Source organism: Methylocaldum sp. 14B (assembly GCF_002005105.1).
Classification (GTDB): Bacteria; Pseudomonadota; Gammaproteobacteria; order Methylococcales; family Methylococcaceae; genus Methylocaldum.
In genome coordinates this window covers 24,309-45,735 of record NZ_MSCV01000020.1, presented here as the reverse complement: position 1 = coordinate 45,735, position 21,427 = coordinate 24,309, and the positions used below count along the sequence as shown (strand labels likewise).

Annotated in this window: 23 protein-coding genes; 11 read left to right on the top strand and 12 right to left on the bottom strand. The window is 60.8% G+C overall.

All coding sequences use genetic code 11. The features are described from left to right. The first annotated feature begins 97 nt into the window (after positions 1-97). From B2A78_RS15140 to B2A78_RS15120, 5 genes are all read left to right on the top strand, one after another. A complete protein-coding gene (locus tag B2A78_RS15140; protein ID WP_077730841.1) occupies positions 98-535 on the top strand; it encodes a heme-binding protein in 438 nt (145 codons plus the stop codon). A 212-nt stretch (positions 536-747) separates the two neighbouring features. Then, on the top strand, positions 748-2,061 hold the full coding sequence (ribA, locus tag B2A78_RS27000; RefSeq protein ID WP_346425849.1) for a GTP cyclohydrolase II: 1,314 nt from the start codon (positions 748-750) through the stop codon (positions 2,059-2,061). After that, complete coding sequence (locus tag B2A78_RS15130) at positions 2,061-3,086, top strand: zinc-binding alcohol dehydrogenase (protein ID WP_077730839.1); 1,026 nt, start codon at positions 2,061-2,063, stop codon at positions 3,084-3,086. The genes ribA and B2A78_RS15130 overlap by 1 nt, the downstream gene beginning before the upstream one ends. Before the next feature lie 17 nt (positions 3,087-3,103). Continuing rightward, positions 3,104-3,478 carry a 6-carboxytetrahydropterin synthase gene (locus B2A78_RS15125; protein WP_077730838.1) on the top strand — a complete coding sequence of 125 codons (375 nt, stop codon included), beginning with the start codon at positions 3,104-3,106 and terminating at the stop codon, positions 3,476-3,478. After that, positions 3,433-4,395: a class I SAM-dependent methyltransferase gene (locus B2A78_RS15120; RefSeq protein WP_168175444.1), complete on the top strand. Its 963-nt coding sequence runs from the start codon at positions 3,433-3,435 to the stop codon at positions 4,393-4,395. The genes B2A78_RS15125 and B2A78_RS15120 overlap by 46 nt, the downstream gene beginning before the upstream one ends. Before the next feature lie 81 nt (positions 4,396-4,476). On the opposite strand, the gene B2A78_RS15115 is transcribed toward B2A78_RS15120, so the two are convergent. Continuing rightward, positions 4,477-4,974 (bottom strand): Spy/CpxP family protein refolding chaperone, encoded by a 498-nt coding sequence (locus B2A78_RS15115; RefSeq protein WP_077730836.1) that lies wholly within the window; start codon positions 4,972-4,974, stop codon positions 4,477-4,479. 218 nt (positions 4,975-5,192) lie between these two features. Between B2A78_RS15115 and B2A78_RS15110 the strand changes: the two genes are divergently transcribed. After that, a complete protein-coding gene (locus B2A78_RS15110; protein ID WP_077730835.1) occupies positions 5,193-5,915 on the top strand; it encodes a response regulator transcription factor in 723 nt (240 codons plus the stop codon). A gap of 142 nt (positions 5,916-6,057) precedes the next feature. Next, entirely contained in the window at positions 6,058-7,497 is a 1,440-nt protein-coding gene (locus B2A78_RS15105; protein ID WP_143735182.1) for an ATP-binding protein, read from the top strand. Positions 7,498-7,710: 213 nt separating this feature from the next. Here B2A78_RS15105 and B2A78_RS15100 read toward each other — a convergent pair whose 3' ends face one another. From B2A78_RS15100 to B2A78_RS15090, 3 genes are all read right to left on the bottom strand, one after another. Then, on the bottom strand, positions 7,711-8,625 hold the full coding sequence (locus B2A78_RS15100) for a methyltransferase domain-containing protein (protein ID WP_077730900.1): 915 nt from the start codon (positions 8,623-8,625) through the stop codon (positions 7,711-7,713). 110 nt (positions 8,626-8,735) lie between these two features. After that, positions 8,736-9,485: a class I SAM-dependent methyltransferase gene (locus B2A78_RS15095; RefSeq protein WP_077730833.1), complete on the bottom strand. Its 750-nt coding sequence runs from the start codon at positions 9,483-9,485 to the stop codon at positions 8,736-8,738. A 4-nt stretch (positions 9,486-9,489) separates the two neighbouring features. Further along, on the bottom strand, positions 9,490-10,179 hold the full coding sequence (locus tag B2A78_RS15090) for a CDP-alcohol phosphatidyltransferase family protein (protein WP_168175443.1): 690 nt from the start codon (positions 10,177-10,179) through the stop codon (positions 9,490-9,492). A 22-nt stretch (positions 10,180-10,201) separates the two neighbouring features. Here B2A78_RS15090 and B2A78_RS15085 point away from each other — a divergent pair, with 22 nt between their 5' ends. Further along, positions 10,202-11,428 (top strand): glycosyltransferase family 4 protein, encoded by a 1,227-nt coding sequence (locus tag B2A78_RS15085; RefSeq protein ID WP_077730832.1) that lies wholly within the window; start codon positions 10,202-10,204, stop codon positions 11,426-11,428. A 24-nt stretch (positions 11,429-11,452) separates the two neighbouring features. Here B2A78_RS15085 and B2A78_RS15080 read toward each other — a convergent pair whose 3' ends face one another. From B2A78_RS15080 to B2A78_RS15045, 7 genes are all read right to left on the bottom strand, one after another. Beyond that, positions 11,453-12,100 carry an HAD family hydrolase gene (locus tag B2A78_RS15080; RefSeq protein ID WP_077730831.1) on the bottom strand — a complete coding sequence of 216 codons (648 nt, stop codon included), beginning with the start codon at positions 12,098-12,100 and terminating at the stop codon, positions 11,453-11,455. After that, entirely contained in the window at positions 12,084-12,749 is a 666-nt protein-coding gene (locus B2A78_RS15075; protein ID WP_077730830.1) for an LON peptidase substrate-binding domain-containing protein, read from the bottom strand. The genes B2A78_RS15080 and B2A78_RS15075 overlap by 17 nt, the downstream gene beginning before the upstream one ends. Positions 12,750-13,071: 322 nt before the next feature. Further along, positions 13,072-13,785 carry a copper resistance protein B gene (locus B2A78_RS15070; RefSeq protein ID WP_240502545.1) on the bottom strand — a complete coding sequence of 238 codons (714 nt, stop codon included), beginning with the start codon at positions 13,783-13,785 and terminating at the stop codon, positions 13,072-13,074. A gap of 4 nt (positions 13,786-13,789) precedes the next feature. Further along, positions 13,790-15,517 (bottom strand): copper resistance system multicopper oxidase, encoded by a 1,728-nt coding sequence (locus B2A78_RS15065; RefSeq protein ID WP_205780791.1) that lies wholly within the window; start codon positions 15,515-15,517, stop codon positions 13,790-13,792. A gap of 230 nt (positions 15,518-15,747) precedes the next feature. Next, positions 15,748-16,569 carry a methyltransferase domain-containing protein gene (locus B2A78_RS15055; RefSeq protein ID WP_077730828.1) on the bottom strand — a complete coding sequence of 274 codons (822 nt, stop codon included), beginning with the start codon at positions 16,567-16,569 and terminating at the stop codon, positions 15,748-15,750. Between the two features lie 36 nt (positions 16,570-16,605). Beyond that, positions 16,606-17,112, bottom strand: a complete 507-nt coding sequence (locus B2A78_RS15050) for a DUF4396 domain-containing protein (protein WP_168175442.1) — start codon at positions 17,110-17,112, stop codon at positions 16,606-16,608. A 10-nt stretch (positions 17,113-17,122) separates the two neighbouring features. Beyond that, the gene (locus tag B2A78_RS15045) at positions 17,123-17,560 is read right to left on the bottom strand and encodes a MerR family DNA-binding protein (RefSeq protein WP_077730827.1); all 438 of its coding nucleotides are present in this window, start codon (positions 17,558-17,560) and stop codon (positions 17,123-17,125) included. Between the two features lie 307 nt (positions 17,561-17,867). Here B2A78_RS15045 and B2A78_RS15040 point away from each other — a divergent pair, with 307 nt between their 5' ends. Beyond that, positions 17,868-18,287 carry a Rap1a/Tai family immunity protein gene (locus tag B2A78_RS15040; RefSeq protein ID WP_077730895.1) on the top strand — a complete coding sequence of 140 codons (420 nt, stop codon included), beginning with the start codon at positions 17,868-17,870 and terminating at the stop codon, positions 18,285-18,287. A gap of 23 nt (positions 18,288-18,310) precedes the next feature. Further along, positions 18,311-18,595, top strand: coding sequence for a glycine zipper family protein (locus tag B2A78_RS15035; RefSeq protein WP_077730826.1), 285 nt, complete (start codon positions 18,311-18,313; stop codon positions 18,593-18,595). Positions 18,596-18,600: 5 nt separating this feature from the next. Here B2A78_RS15035 and B2A78_RS15030 read toward each other — a convergent pair whose 3' ends face one another. Beyond that, positions 18,601-19,785, bottom strand: coding sequence for a hypothetical protein (locus B2A78_RS15030; RefSeq protein ID WP_077730825.1), 1,185 nt, complete (start codon positions 19,783-19,785; stop codon positions 18,601-18,603). Positions 19,786-19,976: 191 nt separating this feature from the next. On the opposite strand from B2A78_RS15030, the gene aqpZ reads away from it, so the two are divergent. Then, positions 19,977-20,729, top strand: coding sequence for an aquaporin Z (gene aqpZ / locus B2A78_RS15025; protein WP_077730894.1), 753 nt, complete (start codon positions 19,977-19,979; stop codon positions 20,727-20,729). Positions 20,730-21,427: the final 698 nt, after the last annotated feature.

The window sequence follows — 21,427 nt, the reverse complement described above, 5'->3', positions numbered from 1 at the left end:
GACGGATAAAATTGTTCTGACGAGGGCGACGCGGAACGGCAACCGCTCCTCGGCATTACCAAGATCCGGCGTTTATTTGATACAACAAGGAAAACCCATGAGCACTCTGACACTCGATATCGCCAATGCCATTATCGACGGCGCATTCAGAAAAGCGCGGGACTTAGGATTGGCACCGCTGGCAGTGGCCGTTTTGGACGAAGGCGGTCACTTGAAGACGATGCAGCGGCAGGACGGCGCATCTTTCATGCGAGGTTCCATCGCCTTGGCCAAAGCCTGGGGAGCCATAGGGATGGGCGTATCCTCGCGCGAATTGGGTAAAATGGCGAAAGAACGTCCCCATTTCATGACGGCCTTGACCGAAGTGGCGGATGGCCGGCTCATGCCGGTGCCAGGCGGTGTGCTGATCCGCTCGGCGGACAATCGGATCGTTGGCGCGGTCGGAATCAGCGGCGACTTGTCCGATCTCGACGAAAGTTGCGCGATTGCGGGAATCGATGCCGTCGGCCTAATCCCGGATTATGGGAAGAAATAACGATATACTGGCGTTTGCGTTCCCGGTCCGGCTGTGGCGTGGCCGGCGGGGCGGTCTCGGCTTGTTCGGCACAAGCCGGGCTCCGTCGGTGCAGCGGCATTTTCCGGACAGAACGACCGAACCCGGCACACACAACTTATTCGGTATCGACTCGGCAATATTGGTGTTTATACTGTTTGCCTTTTTTACCGCGAAACCCCAAAAAACCTGTAGTGAAGAACCTCGTCAAGACTCGAATTCCGACCGGCTACGGCGAATTCACCCTTTATCTTTACACCGAGCACGGCAAGGACCACCTTGCCTTGGTGAAATCGGACGTAAACGGTGAGAGCGGCGTCCCCGTCCGGGTCCATTCGGAATGCCTGACCGGCGACGTCTTCGGCTCTCGGCGCTGCGACTGCGGGGATCAGCTCAAACACACCCTTCAATATCTCGGACGCTCCCGCTGCGGCGTACTGCTTTATCTGCGTCAGGAAGGACGCGGCATAGGCCTCCGCAAAAAGCTGGAAGCCTATAATCTCCAGGACCGCGGCCTCGACACGGTGGAGGCCAATATCAGCCTCGGCCATCAGCCTGACGAACGGAATTACGGCGTCGCCGCGCTGATGCTCAAGGATTTGGGCGTTCGCTCGATCCGGCTCATCACCAACAACCCCCGTAAAGTCGACGAACTCACCGAATACGGGATCGAGGTCGAGGCGCGCATTCCCATCGAGGTCGGCCATCATGACGACAATGCCGGCTATCTGCGTTCCAAGGCCGAAAAGCTGGCCCATTTGCTGACATTCCGGGAAAGCACGCCGTTCCACCGCGAATTCGCATTCATCGAGCCGTTGATAGACCAGCTGTCGCTGGCCCATGCCCCGGCGGAAAGCGGCCCTTTCGTCACCCTGACCTATGCCCAAAGCGTCGACGGCAGCATCGCCGTCGACAGCCAGGTTCCCTATGCCCTGAGTTCGAGGCAGTCGCTGACGCTCACCCATTTCCTGAGAGCGCACCACGACGCGCTGCTGGTCGGGGTCAACACCATCCTCAGCGACGATCCCCAGCTCAACGTCCGTTACTATGAAGGCGAAGATCCGCAGCCGGTCATTCTCGACAGCAACCTGCGGACGCCGCCGGACTGCCGCGTTCTGAAGCAGTCGAAAAAGCCGCCCGTCATCGTGACCACCGGCGAATCGGACCCGGCCAAGCGCGAGGCGCTGCTCTCGGCCGGCGCGAAAATTCTCGTGGTGGGAGCAAGCGAGGACGGCTGCGTCGACTTGAAAGAAACCCTGACGAAACTGCGCCAAATCGGTATCCGCACCCTCATGGTCGAGGGGGGATCGAAGATCATCGGCACCTTTCTCAAACATCATTTAGTGAACTACTGCGTGATTACAATAACACCAAAAATCATAGGCGGGCTCAAAGCCATCGACGATCTGTGCCGCTCCGGCGAGCAAGCCCCTTTAAGCATCACGGACTGCCAGTACCATGTCCTGGGTTCCGACATCATCGCCTTCGGCCCGGTCGGATACGTCTGATGCGAGTACAAGCCGTTTGTCATGTAGCCCCCAAATCGGTGGCGGTGCAGGAAATCGATCTGCCCGCCCCACGGACCGGAGAATTACTGATCAAAGCCCTGTGCTCGGCCATCAGCCCTGGCACCGAATCCCTGATCTTCCGGGGCGAGGTGCCCGAGGATCTGCCTCGGGACACGAGCATCGGCAGTCTGCAAGGAAACTTCAGCTATCCGTTCCGGTACGGTTATGCCCTGGTCGGGGAAGTCGCCGCCGTGGGAGCGGACGAAGACCGGGACTGGCTGGGCCGCCGGGTCTTCGCCTACCACCCCCACCAAAACTACGCCGTCGTCGATAAGAAGGATTGCCTGGTCCTGCCGGAGGGCGTTCCGGCGGAGCGCGCACTGTTTCTCGCCAATATGGAATCGGCGCTGAATCTGGTGTTCGATGCGGCGCCGCTGCCCGGAGAGCGGATCATGGTTTTCGGGCAGGGCATCGTCGGACTGCTCACCACCGCCGTCCTCGGCCGATTTCCGCTCGGAGAACTGATCACGGCCGATCCTCTCGCGTTCCGCCGACAAAAATCCACCGAGATGGGCGCGGCCCTGGCCATCAACCCGGCCGTCAAACGCGAAGTCGCGGCGCTTAAAGAGTGTCTTTTCTACGACGGCGCCGACGGGCTGGATGCCGCCATCGAAGTCTCGGGAAATCAGACCGCTCTGAACCAGGCCATCGAACTGACCGGTTTCGCCGGCCGTATCGTGATCGGTTCATGGTACGGCCAAAGCGAGGCGCCGCTCGATCTCGGCGGCCATTTTCACCGGCGGCGCATCCGGTTGGTTTCGAGCCAGGTGAGCACGATCGACCCGCGCCTTTGCGGACGTTGGAGCAAGAAGCGGCGGCTCGACCTCGCCTGGGAGTGGCTGGCCGAAATCCGCGCGGAACGTTTGATCACCCATCATTTTGCGCCCAGTGCCTGCCAGGAAGCCTTCGAGCTGGTCGACAGCAAGCGGGCTGGGGTGTTGCAGCCGATTTTCGAGTACACCTGACGATCCGAGGAACCGCGATGTACCAGCTAGCCATCACCCGCGACTTCATCGCCCGCCATTTCCTGATCGGCGGAGACTGGGGCGCCGAGAATCATGAGCACAGCCACCACTACAAGGCGGAAGTACTGATCGAGGGCGAACAGCTCGACCGACACGGCTATCTGATCGACATCGTGGATCTGGAGCAGGCGACCATGGCGCTGATCGGAGAGTTCAAGGACCGCGTACTCAACGATCTCGAACCTTTTCGCGGCCTCAACCCCAGCCTCGAACGCTTTGCCCGCATCTTCTGGGAACGGCTCAGAGATCGGGTGACGCTGCACGGCGTAAAGATGACGATCAAGCTTTGGGAGAACGACCGGGACTGGGCGGCCTTCGGCGGGACGCTTTAACTCCGGCGGCTGTGGACATTCCTTTCCACGACTATCTCGAAGCCAAGTTCGCGCTGGACGAGCGCAGCCTGAACCGCGAGGTCCAAACCGAGTTTGCTCGGTGGCTATCGGGCAAACCGCGCTTGACCTGCCTCGACCTCGGCACCGGTACCGGTGCTTCCGTGCTGCGGCTTCTGAAGCTGGCCCCCGAAACCGATTTGCACATCACCGCCGTGGATCGGGACGGGACCCTTTTGTACACCGCCCGAGAAAGAACGGCTGATCTGCTCCGGCAGAAAGGCTTGTATGTCTCGGTGGAACCGGCCGGCATCCGCGCCCGGCAAGACGGCCGTGAAATCGCCGTGGATTTCGTCTGCAGCGACTTACGACACTTCGAACCGAATGAAGCTCCCGGCTCTTATGACGCGGTCATTGCCCACGCGGTGATGGATCTTCTGCCGCTCCGGACCATGACCGGACGGATCGCGCGCTGGCTGCGGCCGAAGGGAATCTTTTACGGCAGTGTCAACTATGACGGCGAGACCGTGCTGTTTCCGGTCTATGCCGATGAAGCGTTCGAAAACTCCATCCTTGCCGTATACGACGCTTCCATGGAAGAGCGCCGGGTATGGGACGAAAACAGCGGCGGCGCACGCTCCGGAAGACGGCTGCACCGCGTCCTCGGCGAAACCGGCTTCGAACCGATCGCCTACGGCAGCTCCGACTGGAACATCACCCCGCTCCGCCGCATTTATCGCAACCGCGATGCCGTTTGCCTGGCCGCCCTGCTGAACATGATCCGGGACGAAGCCCTAAGATCGGGACAATTCTCCACGGATTCGCTCGACCGATGGTACCGGGAACGCTCCGAGCGATTGACGGCCGGAGAACTCGGCTTGATCATTCATCAGATCGATCTGTTGGCGGAGAAGGTTTGATCTTCGGTATTCGGCGGGTTACGCGGGGGTGCCCGCTAACCCGCCCTACGAGCCTATGGATTCCGAATTAGAATTAGCTCGTTACTTCGCGCCCGGATGACGCGGGCCGCCGTGGTGCTTCCATTTGTGAGCGCGCTCGCCGAACGGGGTCAGCTCATCGAAGACTTTGCGCTGTTCCGGGGTCAGCGTGGCGTAGAAGGTCTTGGTCGCGGCCAGGGCTTCTTCGAGATAGGTCTGTTTTGCCTTATTGTGGGCGATCATTTTTTCCAGACGCTCCGGGGCCGGCAGGTTCTTCATGGCCTCGCGGTCGGGACGGGACTGTTTCTTCTTTTCCTTGATTTCCTTGATCTTGGCGGACCAGGTATTCCAGTCGGCTTCCTGCGCCGACGTAAGCTTCAATTCCTTGCGCAGCTCGGCCATCCGTTCCTCCATGAAGCGCTCCCGCCGCTCTGCCCGCGAACCGGCGGGACCCTGGTTGTAAGCGCCGGATTCAGGCTTGGCTTCTCCGGACTCGGCGATAGCGGCTACGGGGGTGAGCAGGGCAAGACTTATCAAGAGTGCTTTAGGATAAGATTTCATGTGGATTCCTCCGGTTTTGTGAAACGTCGGCCGAAGCCGATTCTGTTTAGACCGCCGGGACCGTCCCGCCGTCTTCGGAATCTATTTCACACCGGCCATGTATCGGACATGTGTCCGGCAGGCGGTGATTTTGTATCATTTTTTATCGTTGGCAGCAGGCGATACAAAACGATACAAAAGCCCATGACTCACGCCGGCAACCGCGGTAAAAAGCCTCCATGGAAACCACAGAGCATATCCTCGTCGTCGACGACGACCGCGAAATTCGCCTACTGGTCGGCGACTATCTTAAACAGCACGGCTACCGCGTCAGTCTGGCCGCCGACGGCCGGCAGATGCGCGAAATATTGGAAAGCAGCGGAATCGACCTTATCGTCCTCGATCTGATGCTGCCCGGCCAGGACGGCTTGAGCCTGTGCCGCGACCTGCGCGCGCGTTCCGATCTTCCGGTACTGATGCTGACCGCCCGCGGCGAGCCTATCGACCGGGTGCTGGGGTTGGAAATGGGCGCCGACGACTATCTCGCCAAGCCCTTCGAACCGCGCGAACTCCTGGCCCGCATCCGCAATATCCTGCGCCGCGCCCGTTCGCTGCCGAACAGGGGTGTTTCGGACTCGGCGCATCGCTGGCGATTCGCCGGCTGGACCCTGGATGGGCAGACGCGCCAACTCACCTCTCCCCAGGGCGTGGTAGTCGCGCTATCCGGAGCCGAATACCGCTTGCTGGAGGTATTTCTCACCCATCCCAACCGGGTGCTCACCCGCGATCAGCTCATGGATCTGATCCGCGGCCGAGAGGCTGATCCCTTCGATCGCTCCATCGACCTCCGGGTCAGCCGGCTGCGCCAGAAGCTGGGTGATAACGCACGGGCGCCAAACCTGATCAAAACACAGCGGAACGAGGGCTATGTACTGGCCGCCGTGGTGGAGCAGGAATCATGAGGACACCTCGAAAAACCTACTGCGCGTCCCGATTGCTGCGTTGCGCGGTGCTCGGAATCCTCATGTACTCCGCGTACACTCCGGTTCCTGTGCTCCGGACGCCTTGCACTCGGGGCGCTCGCGACGGTTTTTCGAGGTGTCCATGAGCGTCTCCTTTCCGCCCCGCTCGCTTGCCGTCCGGCTGTTTCTTCTGCTGCTCGCCGGGGTGCTGATGGCGGTCTTCGTTACCGTGAGCCTGGCATTGCGGGAGCGCAGCCACATCGTGCACAGTTTTCGGGAACAAAGCGCGGCCGATCGCATCGCCGATATCCTGCACCTGCTCGCTGCCCTGCCGCCGGAACAGCGCCTCGCCACGGTCCAGGCCCTGCCGTCCGGGCAATGGCGCATCGAACCTGCGGAGGGAACGGCGGAGCCGACGCCACCTCTGCCGTTCAATCGCAACCGGTCATCCGGGGAAGGGGCATCCAGGCACTCCCTGGATGCCCGTTTGCGATTGGAGCACCCGGATGACCCTTCATTCACCGCCGCTCTCAGCGAAGCAGCCGGACCATCGATTGCGGTGGAAGCAGCATGGCGAACCCGAAACTCTGACTGCCGGGACCAACCGGCCGATTGCCAGCCGTCCCGGACCGTCGGTGCACAGGTCCGGTTTGCCGACGGACAACGGGTTCTGATCGAAGCGCGCCGCGAACTCCCGCCGCCACGACAACCGAGGGCCGAGGGATTCGTCACGAGCCTTTCGATTTTGGCGGGTTTTTTGGCGATCGTGGCCTGGTTCGCCGTCCGCCTGGTCCTACAACCCTTGCGGCGCCTGGTTCACGCCGCCGAGTCGTTCGGCCGCGATCCGGAACATTCCTCCATGGACGAATCGGGACCTGTCGAAGTCAGGCAAGCCGCCCGGACCTTCAACCGGATGCGGGAACGCTTGCGCTCCCATATCGAAGAGCGAACCCGCATCCTCGCCGCTATCACCCACGACTTGAAGACGCCGCTCACCCGATTGCGCCTGCGGCTGGAGCAGTGCCGGGACGAGCCGCTTCGCGCCCGGCTGGCGGAGGACGTGGCGGCCATGCAGGCGCTGGTCGACGAGGGGCTGGACCTGGCGCGCAGCCTGGACTCGGGGCCGCCGCAGCAAACGATCGATCTCGGAGCCCTGCTGCAAAGCCTCTGCGACGATACCGTCGATGCCGGCGGCAAGGCCCGTTTCGAAGGACCGGACGGCGCGCTGATCTCGGGCCGGCCGGAAGCCCTGCGACGCAGTTTTCTCAACCTGATCGACAACGCGGTGAAATACGGTGGGGAAGCCGATGTGAGTCTGGAGCGCTCCGGCGATGACTGGCTGATAAGGGTGCGGGACTCCGGCCCCGGCATCCCGGAAGAGTATTTGGGCGAAGTGATGCAGCCGTTTTTCCGCCTGGAAACCTCGCGCTCGCGGGAAACCGGCGGCACCGGCCTGGGTCTGCCGATCGCCGCCAACCTGCTCGGCGCCCAGGGCGGAACGCTGAGCCTCCACAACCGCCCGCAAGGCGGCCTCGAAGCGCGGGTGCGCTTGCCGGTGTTTCGAAACCGGCCAAGGACTTGACCCATTTGTCGGCAAGGGATTGCCGACCTACGACTTCGTAGGGCGGGTTAGGCGCACATCGGTACGGCGCGGCCGTTGATCGCTGCGCTAAGCGTGCACCGTAACCCGCCGAAACGCGCGGTGCCTTGCCGTTCGCTTCGGCGGGTTACGGTGCACGCCAGACTCATTGAGCTACGAGAGGGTCGTGGGGGCGCACCTAACCCGCCCTACCAATCACTTTTTTGCCCGGAAAATGCAATAGCGGACCATCTTGTCGCGGAACACCTTGTACTGGGCGAGCGCGACCTTGAAATTCGCGGTCTGTGCCTTGCTGCGGAGTCCCAGCCATTGCATGGTCAACTGCATCGGATAGGTCCACAGGGCAGTCAGGTACATTCTGCGGGACGAGGGCATGGTTTCGGCCGTGGCCTCGGTGATGTGCACGTCGCGGAAGCCGCATTCCTCCATGCCGGCCTGGAACTCCTCGACGCTGGCGAGGTTCGGCACGGCCCACCCGTTCAGGCAATCCATGACCGCCTGCCATTCCTCTTCGTTGAATTCCCGGCGCGTGGCATAGCCGTCGCAGGCGATCAGCGTGCCGCCCTTGCGCAGCAGGCGGTAGGCTTCCCGGAAGAAATCCCGCTTGTCGGTCGCATAGCAACTGCTTTCGACCGCCCAAACCACGTCGAAGGATTCGTCCGGGAACGGCGTCTTGCAGAAATCCGCCTGCTGAAAATCAACTTTATCGGACACCCCGTGGCGCTCGGCGTTCCGCTTGGCGTGCTCGACCTGCCGGGCACTGACCGTGACGCCGGTGGCGCGGCAGCCGATATGCTTCGCCAGCCAGATCGAGCTGCCGCCGATGCCGCAGCCCGCATCCAGGACATGGTCTTCCGGCTTGATGCCGGCGATTTCGGCGAGTATGCGATTCTTGTTCAGCAAGGCCTGGCTGTGGGTCTTGGTATTCTCGTCCCAATAACCGTAATGCAAGGCCAGGTTCTCGTTGTCGAACCACGCCGTCCGGTAATCCCAATAACAGTCGTCGTAATGCTTCGCGGTGTCTACGCGAATGTCTTCCTCGGAAAACTCGGCGCCGTGGCGCAGGCTATCGTTGCGGTAATCTTTGTTCGGTTCGAGATAGTACGACATCGGTCTTTTATAGTTGTCAGTCAAAAACGGAAAATCGGTTCGGATGTCCGGCACGTTCGGTTGGCGCGCCGGCCGGGAAGCGGGCGTAATGATAACCCGAAGGATACGGATCAGCCGCGTCTTGCCGCACGGCAATAGAGTCCGCCGCGAAAGGACGGGACGCGCAACAGACGTCCGACGCCGTCCAGCAGCGTCAGAATCCGGGCAAGATAGGGCGGCATGTCGCCGCGCGGGATGAAGGTCCAGGAGCCGATGCGCTCGACCTCGAATCCGGCGGTTTCCAATAAATCGGTCAATTTTTTCTTCCCGAGAAAACGGTCCGTGCTCAGATGCTTGGTGCTGAGCCTCAGCCAAGGCGCAATTCGGGTGTACCAGACATATTCCGCGTTCGGCGTGAGACAGACGAAGACGCCGCCCGGCTTTAGAACGCGGCAAGCCTCGCGTAGCGCCTGCCGCTGATCGAGCATGTGCTCCAAGGCGCCGACGCTCAGCACCGCATCCGCTTCGGCATCGCCCACCGAGCTCAAGCTTTCGGCGGGCGCCACGCTCAGACGGATGCGCTCGCCATGCGGGTGTCCAAGACGAAGATGCTCTGCCTGCTCGATCATGCTGGGCGAAAGATCGGTGCCGTGCACGCGCTCGAATCGGGCGGCCAGGGGAAAAAGATGCATCCCGGTGCCGCAGCCGATTTCGACCAGTGAACCGTGACCGGCGCGTTCCAGCAGGCGGGCTATGATGCCGAGCCGGTAGCGCAAAAGCTTTTCCGCCTTGCCGTGGCAATCGCGGTAAACCGGCGCCAGACGGTCGAAAAACGCCCGAACGTCGTCCAAGCCTTTTATCGGCGTAGTGCGAAGACTCATGGCATCATCCCGGGCGTTGCGGCCGATAGAGCTGAAACAGGGAGTGCAGAAACGAGGCGCATAGCGCGAACGTCGCCGCCACGGCGAAACCCGTACAGTGGAGCTCGACCGGCAGCAGGCACAGAACGAATACGACGATGGCGATCACCGAGACGGAGCGGGTGAACCAGTTGCCCGCCGCGACGCGCCGGGGCGGCCCCGCCAGTTTGACGAACAGCACGAACAGATAGCGCAACAAGCCGGGAAACAGAATCCAAATGCCGACATGGCCGCGGTTATAAAGAAGCAGGCATAGAGTTAGAAAAAAGAACGCATCCACTTCCTTGTCGAAGCAATCGCCGAAGGCCGAGGTCAGGCCGCGGCGTCTCGCCAGCCAGCCGTCCCAGTGGTCGGCGTATAAAATGGTCAGGGCGAAGGACGCTAGAAACCAGCCGTTCGATAGCGGAAAAAGCAGCAGAAAGAGCGTTGCCATCAAACGGATCAAGGTAATCGCGTTAGCCGCCCCGAACGCCCCGGAAGGCGTCCATTCCCGCCGGAACTGATGGATCAGGGCAAGAAAAGATGCAGCGGCCATCGCTGCGAGAAACTCCGGCGGGGACTTAAACCACAGACCTCCGATCGCGAGCCCCATCAGCATCGCATGGCGTTCGCTCCATTCGACCAATCGGGATTCAAGAGATAGCTTATGACTCATTCTGGTTATTTCGGTTGATACGATGAGACTCGTGTTCATTCATCCGCCGCTCGATGCCTGCCCTTCCGGCGGCAATGTCTTCAACCGCCAAATCATCCGCCAGGCGCGAGAAACAAGCTTTCCGCTCGAAGCCGCGGAAGTCCCGCCGGACGGCGCGATTCCCTATTTGCCGCGCAACGCGATTATTCTATGGGACAGCCTGCTTCTGGAAGACTTGTCGAATTATCCGCTAGAGCAATTTCCGATTCGGTGTCAGAGCGCCCGACAGGTAGGTCGGCAATCCCTTGCCGACTTATCGGCTCGGCAAAGGACTTCGTCGGAAGGGGCGTCCTGGCGCTCCCAGGACGGCCGTTTGCGATTGGGAAGGGATTGCCGACCTACGTTCTTCCCGCCCGACACGAAGCCGTACACCGGGATGAAAAACGCTCTAGCCGGGGATGAAGCAGTGCACGGGCTCTTGGTGCATTATGTCCCCTTTCTGAACCCGCTGCTCGACGCGGACCGGCGGAAAGAAGAGGAAGATCGGTTCGAGCGGGCGGCGGAGCGCGTCCGGTTCTTCATCGCGACCGGATTATCGATTCGATGCCTCCTCGAACGGCGCTACCCCGGTAAGCCGGCTTTCCTATGCGAACCCGGAGTCGATGCCGCGTTTCTTGCCGCGAGACAAGCATCGGGCAAGCGGTCAACGGACCAGCCGGTTCAAATCGCGACCGTCGCCAACCTGCTTCCCGCAAAAGGGCTGACTGAACTGCTCGAAATCCTGGCCGGACTCAGATATTGCGACTGGGCTTGGCACGTTGCGGGCTACGACCGAATCGACCCGAACTATGCCGGGCGCTTCCGCTCACGCATCGCGGATCTCGGACTGCAAACCCGGATTTTCCTTCACGGCGTTCTGGATACGCCGGAACTGGCGCGGTTTCTCGGCGGAATGGATGTTTTCGCCTTCGCCAGCCGATTCGAAGCGTACGGTATGGCTTTGGCGGAAGCGGCGGCCGTTGGCCTGCCCATCGTGACCACGGAGGTCGGCGAAGCATCGCGCATCGTGCGGCACGGAGAGACCGGCTTCATTGTACCCCTCGCGGACCGCGAGGCTTTTCGGAATGGCCTGGAGCGACTGCTGTCGGACCGCGACTTGCGACGCCGTTACCGCTCACGGCTGCTGCGGAATACGCCTCGCGGCTGGGAGGCCGCTTTCGCGGATTTCAGGAATGCCGTCCAGGCCGTTTGCACCATGATCGCCGGGTAGAACAATCCCCAGCAAAGCAAAACCTCACAGCCCCAGCGCACGCAACAGCTGATCCGCCTGCTGAAAGCTTGCCAGATGAAATTCGGCCAAATCGGCGCCCGGCAGACTTTCGCTTGGACGTCCTCGGGTAAAGAGCACCGTCCTGGCCCCGGCACGGATACCGGCTTCGATGTCGAAACGGTAATCGCCGATCACCGCGACTTGCGCGGGGACAACACCCCAAGTCGCGCAAATATGGCGGATAGCCCAGGGATCGGGTTTTATCGGACCGTCATCCCGCGTCATCACCAGTTCGAAATCCAATCGGCAGCGGGTCAGAGTCGCATCGGCGACTTCCCGGCTATTACGGGTAAACACGGCTTGGCGAACACCCAATCCGCGCAAACGATCCAAGAAACAACGCACACCGGGCAGCACTACGGCACGCGCCGCGCCGGCCGCCTCGTGGCGGAGGAGGATGGCCCGGCATCGAATGGCCTCCGCTTCGGCCAGGTCTTCCATGGCCTCCAGCAGCGGAACGCCGTCCGGCAGCCCCATTTCGCGGCGCATCACGGCGAAATCGAGACCGGAATCGACCAGGGTTCCGTCCATGTCGAAAATGACCCCGGCAACGGGACCGGAATGAGGCTCGCGCCGCGGCTTTACCCGTTGACGCTCAGTGCTGCCTGACATCGGTGCCGACCCGCGCTGCCGCCATTTCGAATTCCAACAGCCCCAGCAATTTGGCGTAGCGGTCCTCCACGCTGACTGCCTCCACCAATGCCTGGCGCTCTGCCACTTCAAACGGCAACTGGCTGATCAGGACATTCACCAAAACGGGGAAAGACATCTGCTCCATGACCGTCCAATCGGTGCTCAGGCTCTTACGCTGAAAATAGTCCTTGAGCAGCTCCATGAGCTTTCCCCGGTCGCACGAAATGGCATCCGACAATGCGTAATCGACACGAAATCGATCCCAGTCCGGGATGACGCGACGATAATCCCGGGTGGTTGGTATTTCTTCGCGGATATCGAAACGACAGACGCCGGTCATCACGATCAGCAGGCGGCCGTCCAGGGTTTCGCTGAACGAGGTGATGCGTCCCGCGGTGCCGGTTCGGTATACCCCTGGCTGATTCTCGTCCTTCGAGGCCGGATCGGGCTGCACCATGCCGATCATCCGGTCGGTACCCAGGCAATCGAAAACCATGTTGAGGTAGCGCGGCTCGAATATATTCAGCGGCAACTGAGCCCCCGGCATGACGATGGCGTTGCGCAGCGGGAAAATCGGCAGCGTGGCCGGCAAGCGCTCGAAGGGTAAAGTGAAGGGGTTTGTCGCCATAGGGTGTTTTCGATGTTCTCGAATCCTGTCGTCTGTGTTCGGAATTTAGACACTTCCGCTAAGCTCCGGATATAACATGCGTATTCCTGATATTTCACAACATTATCCACAAACCGCTCCACAGCTTTTGTGGAAATCGCGGAGCTAGAGCATTTTCCGGTTTGATTTAGCGCCCCAGAATACGGTAGGTCGGCAAACCCTTGCCGACGCGCTGGGTTGGCAAGGGGCTTTGTCGGAAGGGTCGCGACTAAAGCGACCGTTTGCGATTGGGAAGGGATTGCCGACCTACGAATTTCCCGATCATCACCGCCAAACTAACGCTCTAAAACCAGGCCCTTATACCCGCCACCGCCCTTACGCTGTGCTTGTGCTCTCTAAGCGACTGCTCCTCGACGTAATCGAAGCCGATATAAGGCGCGAATTCCCGCACGATTTCGTAGCGCAGCCTGAGTCCCGCTTCGAATTCGGTGATGCCGGCCTTTACGCCGCGGTTCTCGATGTCGTCCGCGGACACGTTGATTTCGATGCGCGGCTGGGCGATGAGGCGTTGGGTTAGTAAAAGCTCGTAGGCCAGCTTGAAGCGGCCGAGCACATTGCCGTTCTCGCTGATGAACATCGCCGCCTCGGTCTCGAAAAAATAAGGCGCGAGCCCCTGGATGCCGATGACGCCGTCGAAGGTGCGTTCCGGCTCGAACGCGCGGCGGACGCCGATCTGGGCGTCCCAGAAGGTGGCGATGTTGCGGCTGTAGAGCAACTGAAGGTCGGCCCGCCCGAAAATGTCCTGTTCGAAGACGTAATCGCCCTCGCTTTTCACCCACAGTTTGTTGTAGTCGCTGCCGGTCCAGCCTTCGATGTCCCATTTGAAGAGGTGAATGTCCCCGTTCCCCTCGTACTCGAACCGTTCGAACCTAAGATAGTTGTAGATCGCATCGTCCATCTGAGCGGTCGCACGGCCGCTCCCGAACATCATCAAAATGGCCGCGGCACAAACCGGAACGGAACGCCGGACACGGTGGTGTTCGAGACTCGGAATCACCTTCTCAAGCTCCCTTTTTCGCCGCTGTATCGGGAGGCTCCACGATGATCTTTCGGAACATCCCGGTTTCCATGTGATAGACCAGATGGCAATGAAACGCCCACTCGCCCGGCGCGTCGACCGGCACGTCGACGTGCACGGTCTCGCCCGGCTTGACGTTTACGACGTGTTTGCGCGGATTGAACGGCCCCTTGCCGTTATCCAGGTCCTGCCACATGCCGTGCAGATGCAGAGGGTGGTTCATCATGGTCTCGTTAATGTAGGTAAAGCGCACCCGTTCGCCGTACTTGAGGCGAATCGGCTCGGCCTCGGAGTACTTCTGGCCGTTGATGGACCAAATGTAGCGGTTCATGGTACCGGTGAGGCGCAGAATGATTTCCCGGTCGGGCTCGCGCCAGTCCGCATGCTTCTCCGCGCTCTTGAGATCGGCATACGATAGCACCCGATGGCCCGTGCCGGCGCGTTCTTCGACATGCTCCGCCATGGCATGGCCTTCGTGACCGGCGTGTGAAGACATGGCGTGATTCATCTCCGGCATCGCGGCATGATCCATGCCCGCCATATCGTGACCTTCATGCCCGTTCGTCCGATGTTCCTTTTCCGGCGTATGCTTCATGGCCGCGTGCGGCCCGCCGGCCGCAGAACCGTGCTCCATGCCGTGGGCCGCCGCCATCTCGGCCAAAGTCACCAAGGGTCGTGGCCGTAGCGCCGGAACCTCCGCCCTCATGCCGCGCCGGGGAGCCAGGGTCGCTCTCGCATAACCGCTGCGGTCCATGGCTTCCGCGAAGATCGTGTAGGCCTGGGGTTCGCGGGGCTCGACCAGCACGTCGTAGGTCTCCGCGACGGCGATACAAAACTCGTCCACCTCGACCGGCTCGACGTTTTGCCCGTCCGCCTGAATGATCTGCATTTTGAGCCCCGGTATGCTCACGTCGAAATGGGTCATCGCCGCGGCGTTGACGAAACGGAGCCGGATGCGCTCGCCCGGCTTGAACAGAGCCGTCCAGTTGGCTTCGGGACCTTGGCCGTTGACGAGGAAGGTGTAGGTATAGCCGGTGACGTCGGCGATGTCGGTAGGGTCCATCCGCATCTCGCCCCAGGCCAGCCGGTCGGCCATGGTTTCCTTGACGCCCTTGCCGGACAGATCCCGGAAGAAATCGAACACGGTGCGCTTCTGGAAGTTGTAGTAGTCGCTCTGCTTCTTCAGCTTCGAAAGCACGCGGTGCGGGTTCTCGTCGGACCAGTCGGACAGCATCACCGTATACTCGCGGTCGTAAGCGTGAGCTTCGCCCTTCGCGGGCTCTATGACGATCGCGCCCATCAACCCAAGTTGCTCCTGCATCGCCGAATGGCCGTGATACCAGTAGGTCCCGCTCTGGCTCAGCCTGAAGCGGTAGCTAAAGGTTTCGCCGGGCGGAATCCCGGGAAAGCTGATGCCGGGCACGCCGTCCATGTCGTAAGGCAGCACGATGCCGTGCCAGTGGATAGAAGTCGGCTCGTCCAATCGGTTGGTCACGCGCAAGGCGACTTCCTCGCCTTCCCGCCAGCGCAGCGTGGGCGCCGGCAATGAGCCGTTGGCCGCGATGGCGGTCCGTTCCCGTCCGGTCAGATTCACCGCTTTCTTGTCTATGACCAGCTCATAGCTTCCGGCCTGGACCGGCGGCGCCGACAGAACCGCGAACCAGAAGGCCGCGATTCGGCATTGCCGGATAATGGCATTTACGGTTTGCACGGATTTTCGCCTCTAAGTGTTCTCGGGAATTTCAACGCTTCGGGATTTGGCCGCCAACAGCATCGCGTTCAACTCGAAAAAGCTTTCAATGTAGAGCAGGTTAGGCACGCATCGTACGTAACCAGCAAAGTTTCTTCGGCATCTCCGGCGGATACGGCATGGTTCGTGGCAGTGCGCGCCTCCCACCCTATATCGGAAAACGGAATCGGAACCATGTTTTCGGCCTATCTCTAACACTGCTTGACGGCGATGGCATACAAGGCACTCGCTTCGATACCGGAGACTTTGCCCTCGCGAAGTAGGCCCAGATTGCTTTCCCTGATCAACGCCTGCTCTTCGAGCGAGAGCAGATCGATCGTGCCCCGGTAGCCGCATCCGCGCGCGATGGTCCACCAATCGTCGGGCGACTTTAGCGGATGAGAGTAGTTTTCGGCATGTATCTCGGCTTCGCGGATACCGCCTTCGGCGAGCATGGCGCGCAGCCCGATGGAATCGTCGATCCGGTCCCAGGGATTGAATCCCTTGTAGAGATCCGGCCGGACAGAGCGCACGGTATCCCAGAATAGACTATCGGCCGGCTCGAAAAAGTCCCGTCCCCAGGTGGTTATCGCCAATTTGCCGCCCGGACGAACCAGGCGCCACAACTCGCGCACCGCCTGCGCCATGTCCGGCACGAAAAAGATGCCGAACACGCACACCACCGCGTCGAAGCTGGCGGCCGGCAAACCGAGGTCGAGCATGTCGCCAGTCCGAAATTCAATATTGGTTAGTCCACGCTTGGCGGACTTGGCCCTGGCGAGCGTCAACAGCCTTTCGGCCAAGTCGATGCCCAGAACGAAGCCGTCCGGCCCCACCCGCTCGGCAGCCGGCAGGGCCGAGGCGCCGCTGCCGGAGCAGAGGTCGAGCACCCGTGCTCCCGGCCGCAAACCCAGCCGGTCGATCGTTCGCCGTCCATGGTAATCCCAAAATCCCAGTTCCGGCGCATCGAATAGGTCGGCGGCGGCGTTATAGGCCGTGGCCGCCCGGTGTTTTGCCTCGTCAGGAGTGACCATGTTTGTTCCCCTAGTTTGGTTGAGCTTGTATTAGTACTAATGACACCGCTGCTTGAGATTGCGGCCCAAAAGCCAGTAGTTCACCGGCCATGCGGCGATGAACCCGGCCGGCAACGCCGCCAGATATCCCAGCCAGAACCGGAACGAGAGCATCGAGGCCGCTTGCACGCCGCCTAGATGATAATCGGTCAGATTCATCGCCAGCTCCATGACCGCGATGGACACGGTTTCGCCGATCCAGATCGTGCGGAACGCCCGAACCCAGCCGAAGCCTTGACGGACCAAGGGCCATAAGCCCAAGGTGTAGCCGCTGACGAAACCCAGAACCGTGGCGAGCATCATGGTGGTCCACGGATTTAACCCCAAGCTCACCCCGATGGCCAGCCCGACGAATTCGCCGATGGCGCAACCGCTCAGGCAATGAACGGTCGCGTGAGTCGCCAAATGCGTCGGCGAAGAGCGGCTGGCTCCATGATGGTGAGCGTGCGCCGTGGAAAAACTGGCACCGCCGTGAAGGGGTATGTGATGAATATCATGGCTCATGAGTCGCTCCTTATGATGTTGATGTCGTGGCATTGTCGCGCTTTGATTCGAGGGTATTGTCCCCGAGGACCGCTTCGATGATCGGGCATCCGCATACCGGACCGGCGCCGTCACAGGCATGGACGAGTTCGGCCAGGGTCCGGCGGACCCGGTCGAGTTCGGCGATCTTTTGCTCCAGTTCCGCGAGACGGCGCTCGGCAATCGCCCGAACCGCGCTGCGCTCGCCGACGCCGTCGTTTAGCGCCAGCAGTTCGGCGATTTCTTCCAGCGAAAACCCGAGCGCCTTGGCCCGGCGGATAAAGCGCAGCCGATCCACGTCGTCGGGCTGGTAAAGCCGGTAGCCGGCCGCCGTGCGCGTCGTTTTTTTCAAAAGGCCGGCGCGCTCGTAAAAGCGAACCGTATCGATGCTGATCCCGGCCTGAGCCGCAGCTTTCCCGATGGTGAGCATGGAGCACCCTCCTCTTCTCAGTGCATGCGTCGATAGCGTAAACCCTGGACCCAAGTCCAGAGTCAAGCGTCCGTCGCGGTATTTACAAATATTCGGGGAGATTTGGCGGAACGGGATTTCGATTTCGTTTGGGCGCGGCTTTCGCCTTCGGAATTCCGCATGTCGGGCCGAGGCTATTCGAACTCCACCGGCGCCACAAAAGTCGAAATGTTTACGGATGAAGGAATGCGCAGCGGCCGGCGGATTCGAAGCGGAATACCGGCCGAGATCGATATCCGGCGAGACATGGCTTCAAGGAGGTTTATCCATGCGATTCAAGCGATTGGTGAGCACCGGAATGGTGCTGTTGGCAACCCTGATCCAGTTGCAGAATGCCTCGGCCGCCACCGAGGAAGAGGACTTCCTGGTCCGTAACGTCCAGGATCTGATCGACCTTTGCACCACGCCCCGGGACGATCCGCTGAACGTTGCCGCCGTGCACTTTTGTACCGGTTATCTGGTTGGCGCCTACCACTATCACGAGTCCATGCACTCCGGGCCCGACAGCCAACCCTTGGTGTGCCCTCCCGATCCGAAGCCGACCCGGCAGCAGGCGATCGCGGAATTCGTCTCCTGGGCGCAAGCTCACCCGGAATACAACAACGAGCGCCCGGTGGATGTGATGTTCCGATTCATGACCCAAAAATGGCCGTGTAAAAAAACGGCTCGATCCGGCATGACCGATTGATCCACAGACAAGCGAGGGCCGCGATGAAATCGCGAATTTTCTTGAGTCTTTTGGGCGCAGCCTTGTTATCGGGGTGCGCCGGCATGTCTCCCAGCGAGCAGCGGATGTTGAGCGGCACTACCGGTTCCGCGGCGGCAGGCGCGGCAATCGGCGCCATTGCCGGGAATGCGGGCCTGGGCGCGGCGATCGGCGCGGGCACAGGACTGGTGGGCAGCTATCTGTACGACCAGCACAAACAGGCCGAGGAGCGTGCCTACCGCCAGGGTTATCAGCAGGGGCGCCAGCAACCAGCCCCGACCGCGCCTTGACCGGCTCAAAACAAATATCCCGCCAACATTTTCAAGAGATCGATAACGGGAATTTCGATGGCCAGCACCGGCACCATCGGCAAGGCCGCCGCCGCAAACAGAGTGATGACGGTTTGCCGGCCGATGGGCACCATGCGAACGGCACTCACGGCTTCGTGCATGGAACGCACGTCCGCCACGGGACCGAGTTCCGGAGCATTGAGCAGAGCGTCGTCGCGAACCGTTTCTCCTCGGATCCAGCGGCGGTCGACCAGTCTCCCGTGCTGTCCCGCCAAGGCGCCGTAATCGAGCAGGGCCTTGCGCCGCAGGCGTTTCAACTTGCCGATGAGCACCAGCAGCGGGCCTAAACACAGAGACAGTGCGAGCATCACATAAAGCGCCATGGGCATCCTCAAGGACTCGACGCGCGCACCGTGGTAAAGAACGCTGTGCGCGAAGTGCGAGGCCAGCACCATGGATACGCCCAATATGAACGGAATAAACACCTGCGGGGCCATGCCGAGAAAACCCAGGCCGCCGGCCCGGTCCGGATGAACCGGAACGAGTTCGAGGTCCAGCTTGGAAACGCGTAGCAACAGAATCCCGAATACCACGACGCGCCATACCCACAACCCTATCAGGAAGCTGAAAATCGGGCGCAGCACGAGGAGATACCACCACCCCGCGAAGATGAGCCCGACCGGGTCGGTATCCCGGTCGATGGCCCAGGATGCCTCGTGCAGCCGCTCGAACTGCTGCACGGCAAAAATCACGTTCGCTGTCACGAGGCTGACGAGGATCGCGAAAATCCACCAGGAATTCAGCAAGCGGTCGGTGGTATTCAAAGCCGCGCGGAACTTCGGCATCGAAGATTCGCCGACCAGCCCCGAGACGACAAAATGGCGAATCAGCGATTCGAGGCGCAAAAGGGCGCTCTCGCCGATGATGAAGAGCGGTATCGCGATCAGGCAACGAGAATGAATGGCGAAGTGAAGGAGCAAGGGTTCCGAGATTTCGCCGCCGAATGCCCGACCGGCGAGCGAGGCCGGGACGACGATGGGCACCCAGCACAACAGCGCGAAGAACAAGGCGCGCCGCTTTACGCCCAAATCACGGGACGGTGCCAGCCCGATCGCCCGTTGCAGGCGAAAGAACGGGTCCTTGCCCACGAACAAATGTGTAATGCCGTGATCCGGTTCCTGTCGATCCATTCCACCGTCCCTTGATAGCCGTGGTGAACTTTTTGTCCGGAACTACGGTATCACATTGACGCTGAAAATTTTTCGTCGGATGCTGTGAGTTAGCGGTCGAACCGCGATCTAAAAAGGTAACCGCTCGCCCCGCTTTCGAGGCGGGAACGGAAATCGGCTCGTTTTGAAAAAAAACCTTGGAGGGACTGATCATGTGGTCGATTTATCGACGTTGTACAGCGGAGTTTATCGGAACGTTCTGGCTGGTTTTCGGCGGCTGCGGCAGCGCCGTTCTTGCCGCCGCCTTCCCGAATGTCGGAATCGGATTGCTCGGCGTATCCCTGGCATTCGGTTTGACCGTGCTGACCATGGCCTATGCCGTGGGCCATATTTCCGGCGGCCATTTCAATCCGGCGGTTTCCGTCGGTCTTTGGGCCGGAGGCCGCATACCGGGGTCCGACCTAGCACCGTACATTGCATCTCAGGTTTTCGGCGCGATCCTCGGCGCCGGCGTGTTGTATCTGATCGCGAGCGGAAAGGCCGGATTCGATGTCGCCGCGGGATTCGCCGCCAACGGTTACGGCGAACATTCGCCCGGAGAATATTCCATGGGCGCGGGCTTTTTAACGGAAGTCGTGATGACCTTCATGTTCCTCATGATCATACTGGGCGTCACCGACTCGCGCGCTCCTCAAGGGTTCGCGCCGCTGGCCATCGGCTTGGGCCTCACCCTGATTCACCTGGTGAGCATTCCGGTGACCAACACTTCGGTGAATCCGGCCCGAAGCACCGGCCCCGCGTTGTTCGTGGGCGATTGGGCGCTAGTCCAGCTCTGGCTCTTTTGGGTCGCCCCCCTGATCGGAGCCGTTCTCGCCGGACTGGTCCACCGCTGGTTGTCGGCAACCATCCATCGCGAGGATTGGCAGGCGGCCGCCGCAACCCGGGGACCGAAGACGATTCCATAGCTGCAGGCGGCCCAAAAATCGGACGGCTCGGGCTGACTTCGGCACAGTTCTAAAGCCAGCCGGGCGCACAAGGATGTTGCCCCGGTTCCATCCCCGTTTGCTTTGATTCATGGGACGATTCATCTCCGAAATCCATAAAAAAACCCGGCCGGAGCCGGGTATCCCCGCAGGTCTGGACTGACATCGAGGTTAATCTTCAGCTTAGCGGAGATCCACCGGTTCACAACCCACCATAGGCAGCACCCCAGCTTATTCAAACACGGGTGAAGCCGCACCGGAATTAGAGCGGTTTCCGTTCGCATGTAATTCCATTCGGCATTCGAGTGAATATTCATCGTAGGATGGGTAGAGCGAAGCGAAACCCATCGATGGTGGGTTAGCCCCTAGTCTCCGCTCGGGACAGGCCCTTCGACAAGCCTGTCCTGAGCATCGTCGAAGGGCTCGGGACAGGCTCCGCGTAACCCACCGATTGGAAGTCGCTCGGTGGGTTACGGCGCACGCGAAGTGCAGTGACCGTCGGTCGGTCAGTGCTGATGGGCGCCTAACCCACCCTACAAAACACGAATTTCTGATCGAAAGCGATCTGGAATAGGAGTTGATTGAAACCGGCTCCCGCAGGCCATAAACCCATCCGGCAACAGATCTAAGCCTCCAACTTGCATTCACCGAGTTTGGCCGATCCCATCGGGGGACGCTCT

Excerpts from the sequence above, each read along its gene's own strand:
- B2A78_RS15100 (WP_077730900.1), bottom strand. The coding sequence starts at position 8,625 with ATGTCGTACTATCTCGAACCGAACAAAGATTACCGCAACGATAGCCTG.
- B2A78_RS15080 (WP_077730831.1), bottom strand. The coding sequence starts at position 12,100 with ATGTCAGGCAGCACTGAGCGTCAACGGGTAAAGCCGCGGCGCGAGCCT.
- B2A78_RS15085 (WP_077730832.1), top strand. The coding sequence starts at position 10,202 with ATGAGACTCGTGTTCATTCATCCGCCGCTCGATGCCTGCCCTTCCGGC.
- B2A78_RS15090 (WP_168175443.1), bottom strand. The coding sequence starts at position 10,179 with ATGAGTCATAAGCTATCTCTTGAATCCCGATTGGTCGAATGGAGCGAA.
- B2A78_RS15055 (WP_077730828.1), bottom strand. The coding sequence starts at position 16,569 with ATGGTCACTCCTGACGAGGCAAAACACCGGGCGGCCACGGCCTATAAC.
- B2A78_RS15125 (WP_077730838.1), top strand. The coding sequence starts at position 3,104 with ATGTACCAGCTAGCCATCACCCGCGACTTCATCGCCCGCCATTTCCTG.
- aqpZ (WP_077730894.1), top strand. The coding sequence starts at position 19,977 with ATGTGGTCGATTTATCGACGTTGTACAGCGGAGTTTATCGGAACGTTC.
- B2A78_RS15130 (WP_077730839.1), top strand. The coding sequence starts at position 2,061 with ATGCGAGTACAAGCCGTTTGTCATGTAGCCCCCAAATCGGTGGCGGTG.
- B2A78_RS15040 (WP_077730895.1), top strand. The coding sequence starts at position 17,868 with ATGCGATTCAAGCGATTGGTGAGCACCGGAATGGTGCTGTTGGCAACC.
- B2A78_RS15030 (WP_077730825.1), bottom strand. The coding sequence starts at position 19,785 with ATGGATCGACAGGAACCGGATCACGGCATTACACATTTGTTCGTGGGC.
- B2A78_RS15105 (WP_143735182.1), top strand. The coding sequence starts at position 6,058 with ATGAGCGTCTCCTTTCCGCCCCGCTCGCTTGCCGTCCGGCTGTTTCTT.
- B2A78_RS15110 (WP_077730835.1), top strand. The coding sequence starts at position 5,193 with ATGGAAACCACAGAGCATATCCTCGTCGTCGACGACGACCGCGAAATT.
- B2A78_RS15095 (WP_077730833.1), bottom strand. The coding sequence starts at position 9,485 with ATGAGTCTTCGCACTACGCCGATAAAAGGCTTGGACGACGTTCGGGCG.
- B2A78_RS15035 (WP_077730826.1), top strand. The coding sequence starts at position 18,311 with ATGAAATCGCGAATTTTCTTGAGTCTTTTGGGCGCAGCCTTGTTATCG.
- B2A78_RS15045 (WP_077730827.1), bottom strand. The coding sequence starts at position 17,560 with ATGCTCACCATCGGGAAAGCTGCGGCTCAGGCCGGGATCAGCATCGAT.
- B2A78_RS15140 (WP_077730841.1), top strand. The coding sequence starts at position 98 with ATGAGCACTCTGACACTCGATATCGCCAATGCCATTATCGACGGCGCA.
- B2A78_RS15050 (WP_168175442.1), bottom strand. The coding sequence starts at position 17,112 with ATGAGCCATGATATTCATCACATACCCCTTCACGGCGGTGCCAGTTTT.
- B2A78_RS15115 (WP_077730836.1), bottom strand. The coding sequence starts at position 4,974 with ATGAAATCTTATCCTAAAGCACTCTTGATAAGTCTTGCCCTGCTCACC.
- B2A78_RS15075 (WP_077730830.1), bottom strand. The coding sequence starts at position 12,749 with ATGGCGACAAACCCCTTCACTTTACCCTTCGAGCGCTTGCCGGCCACG.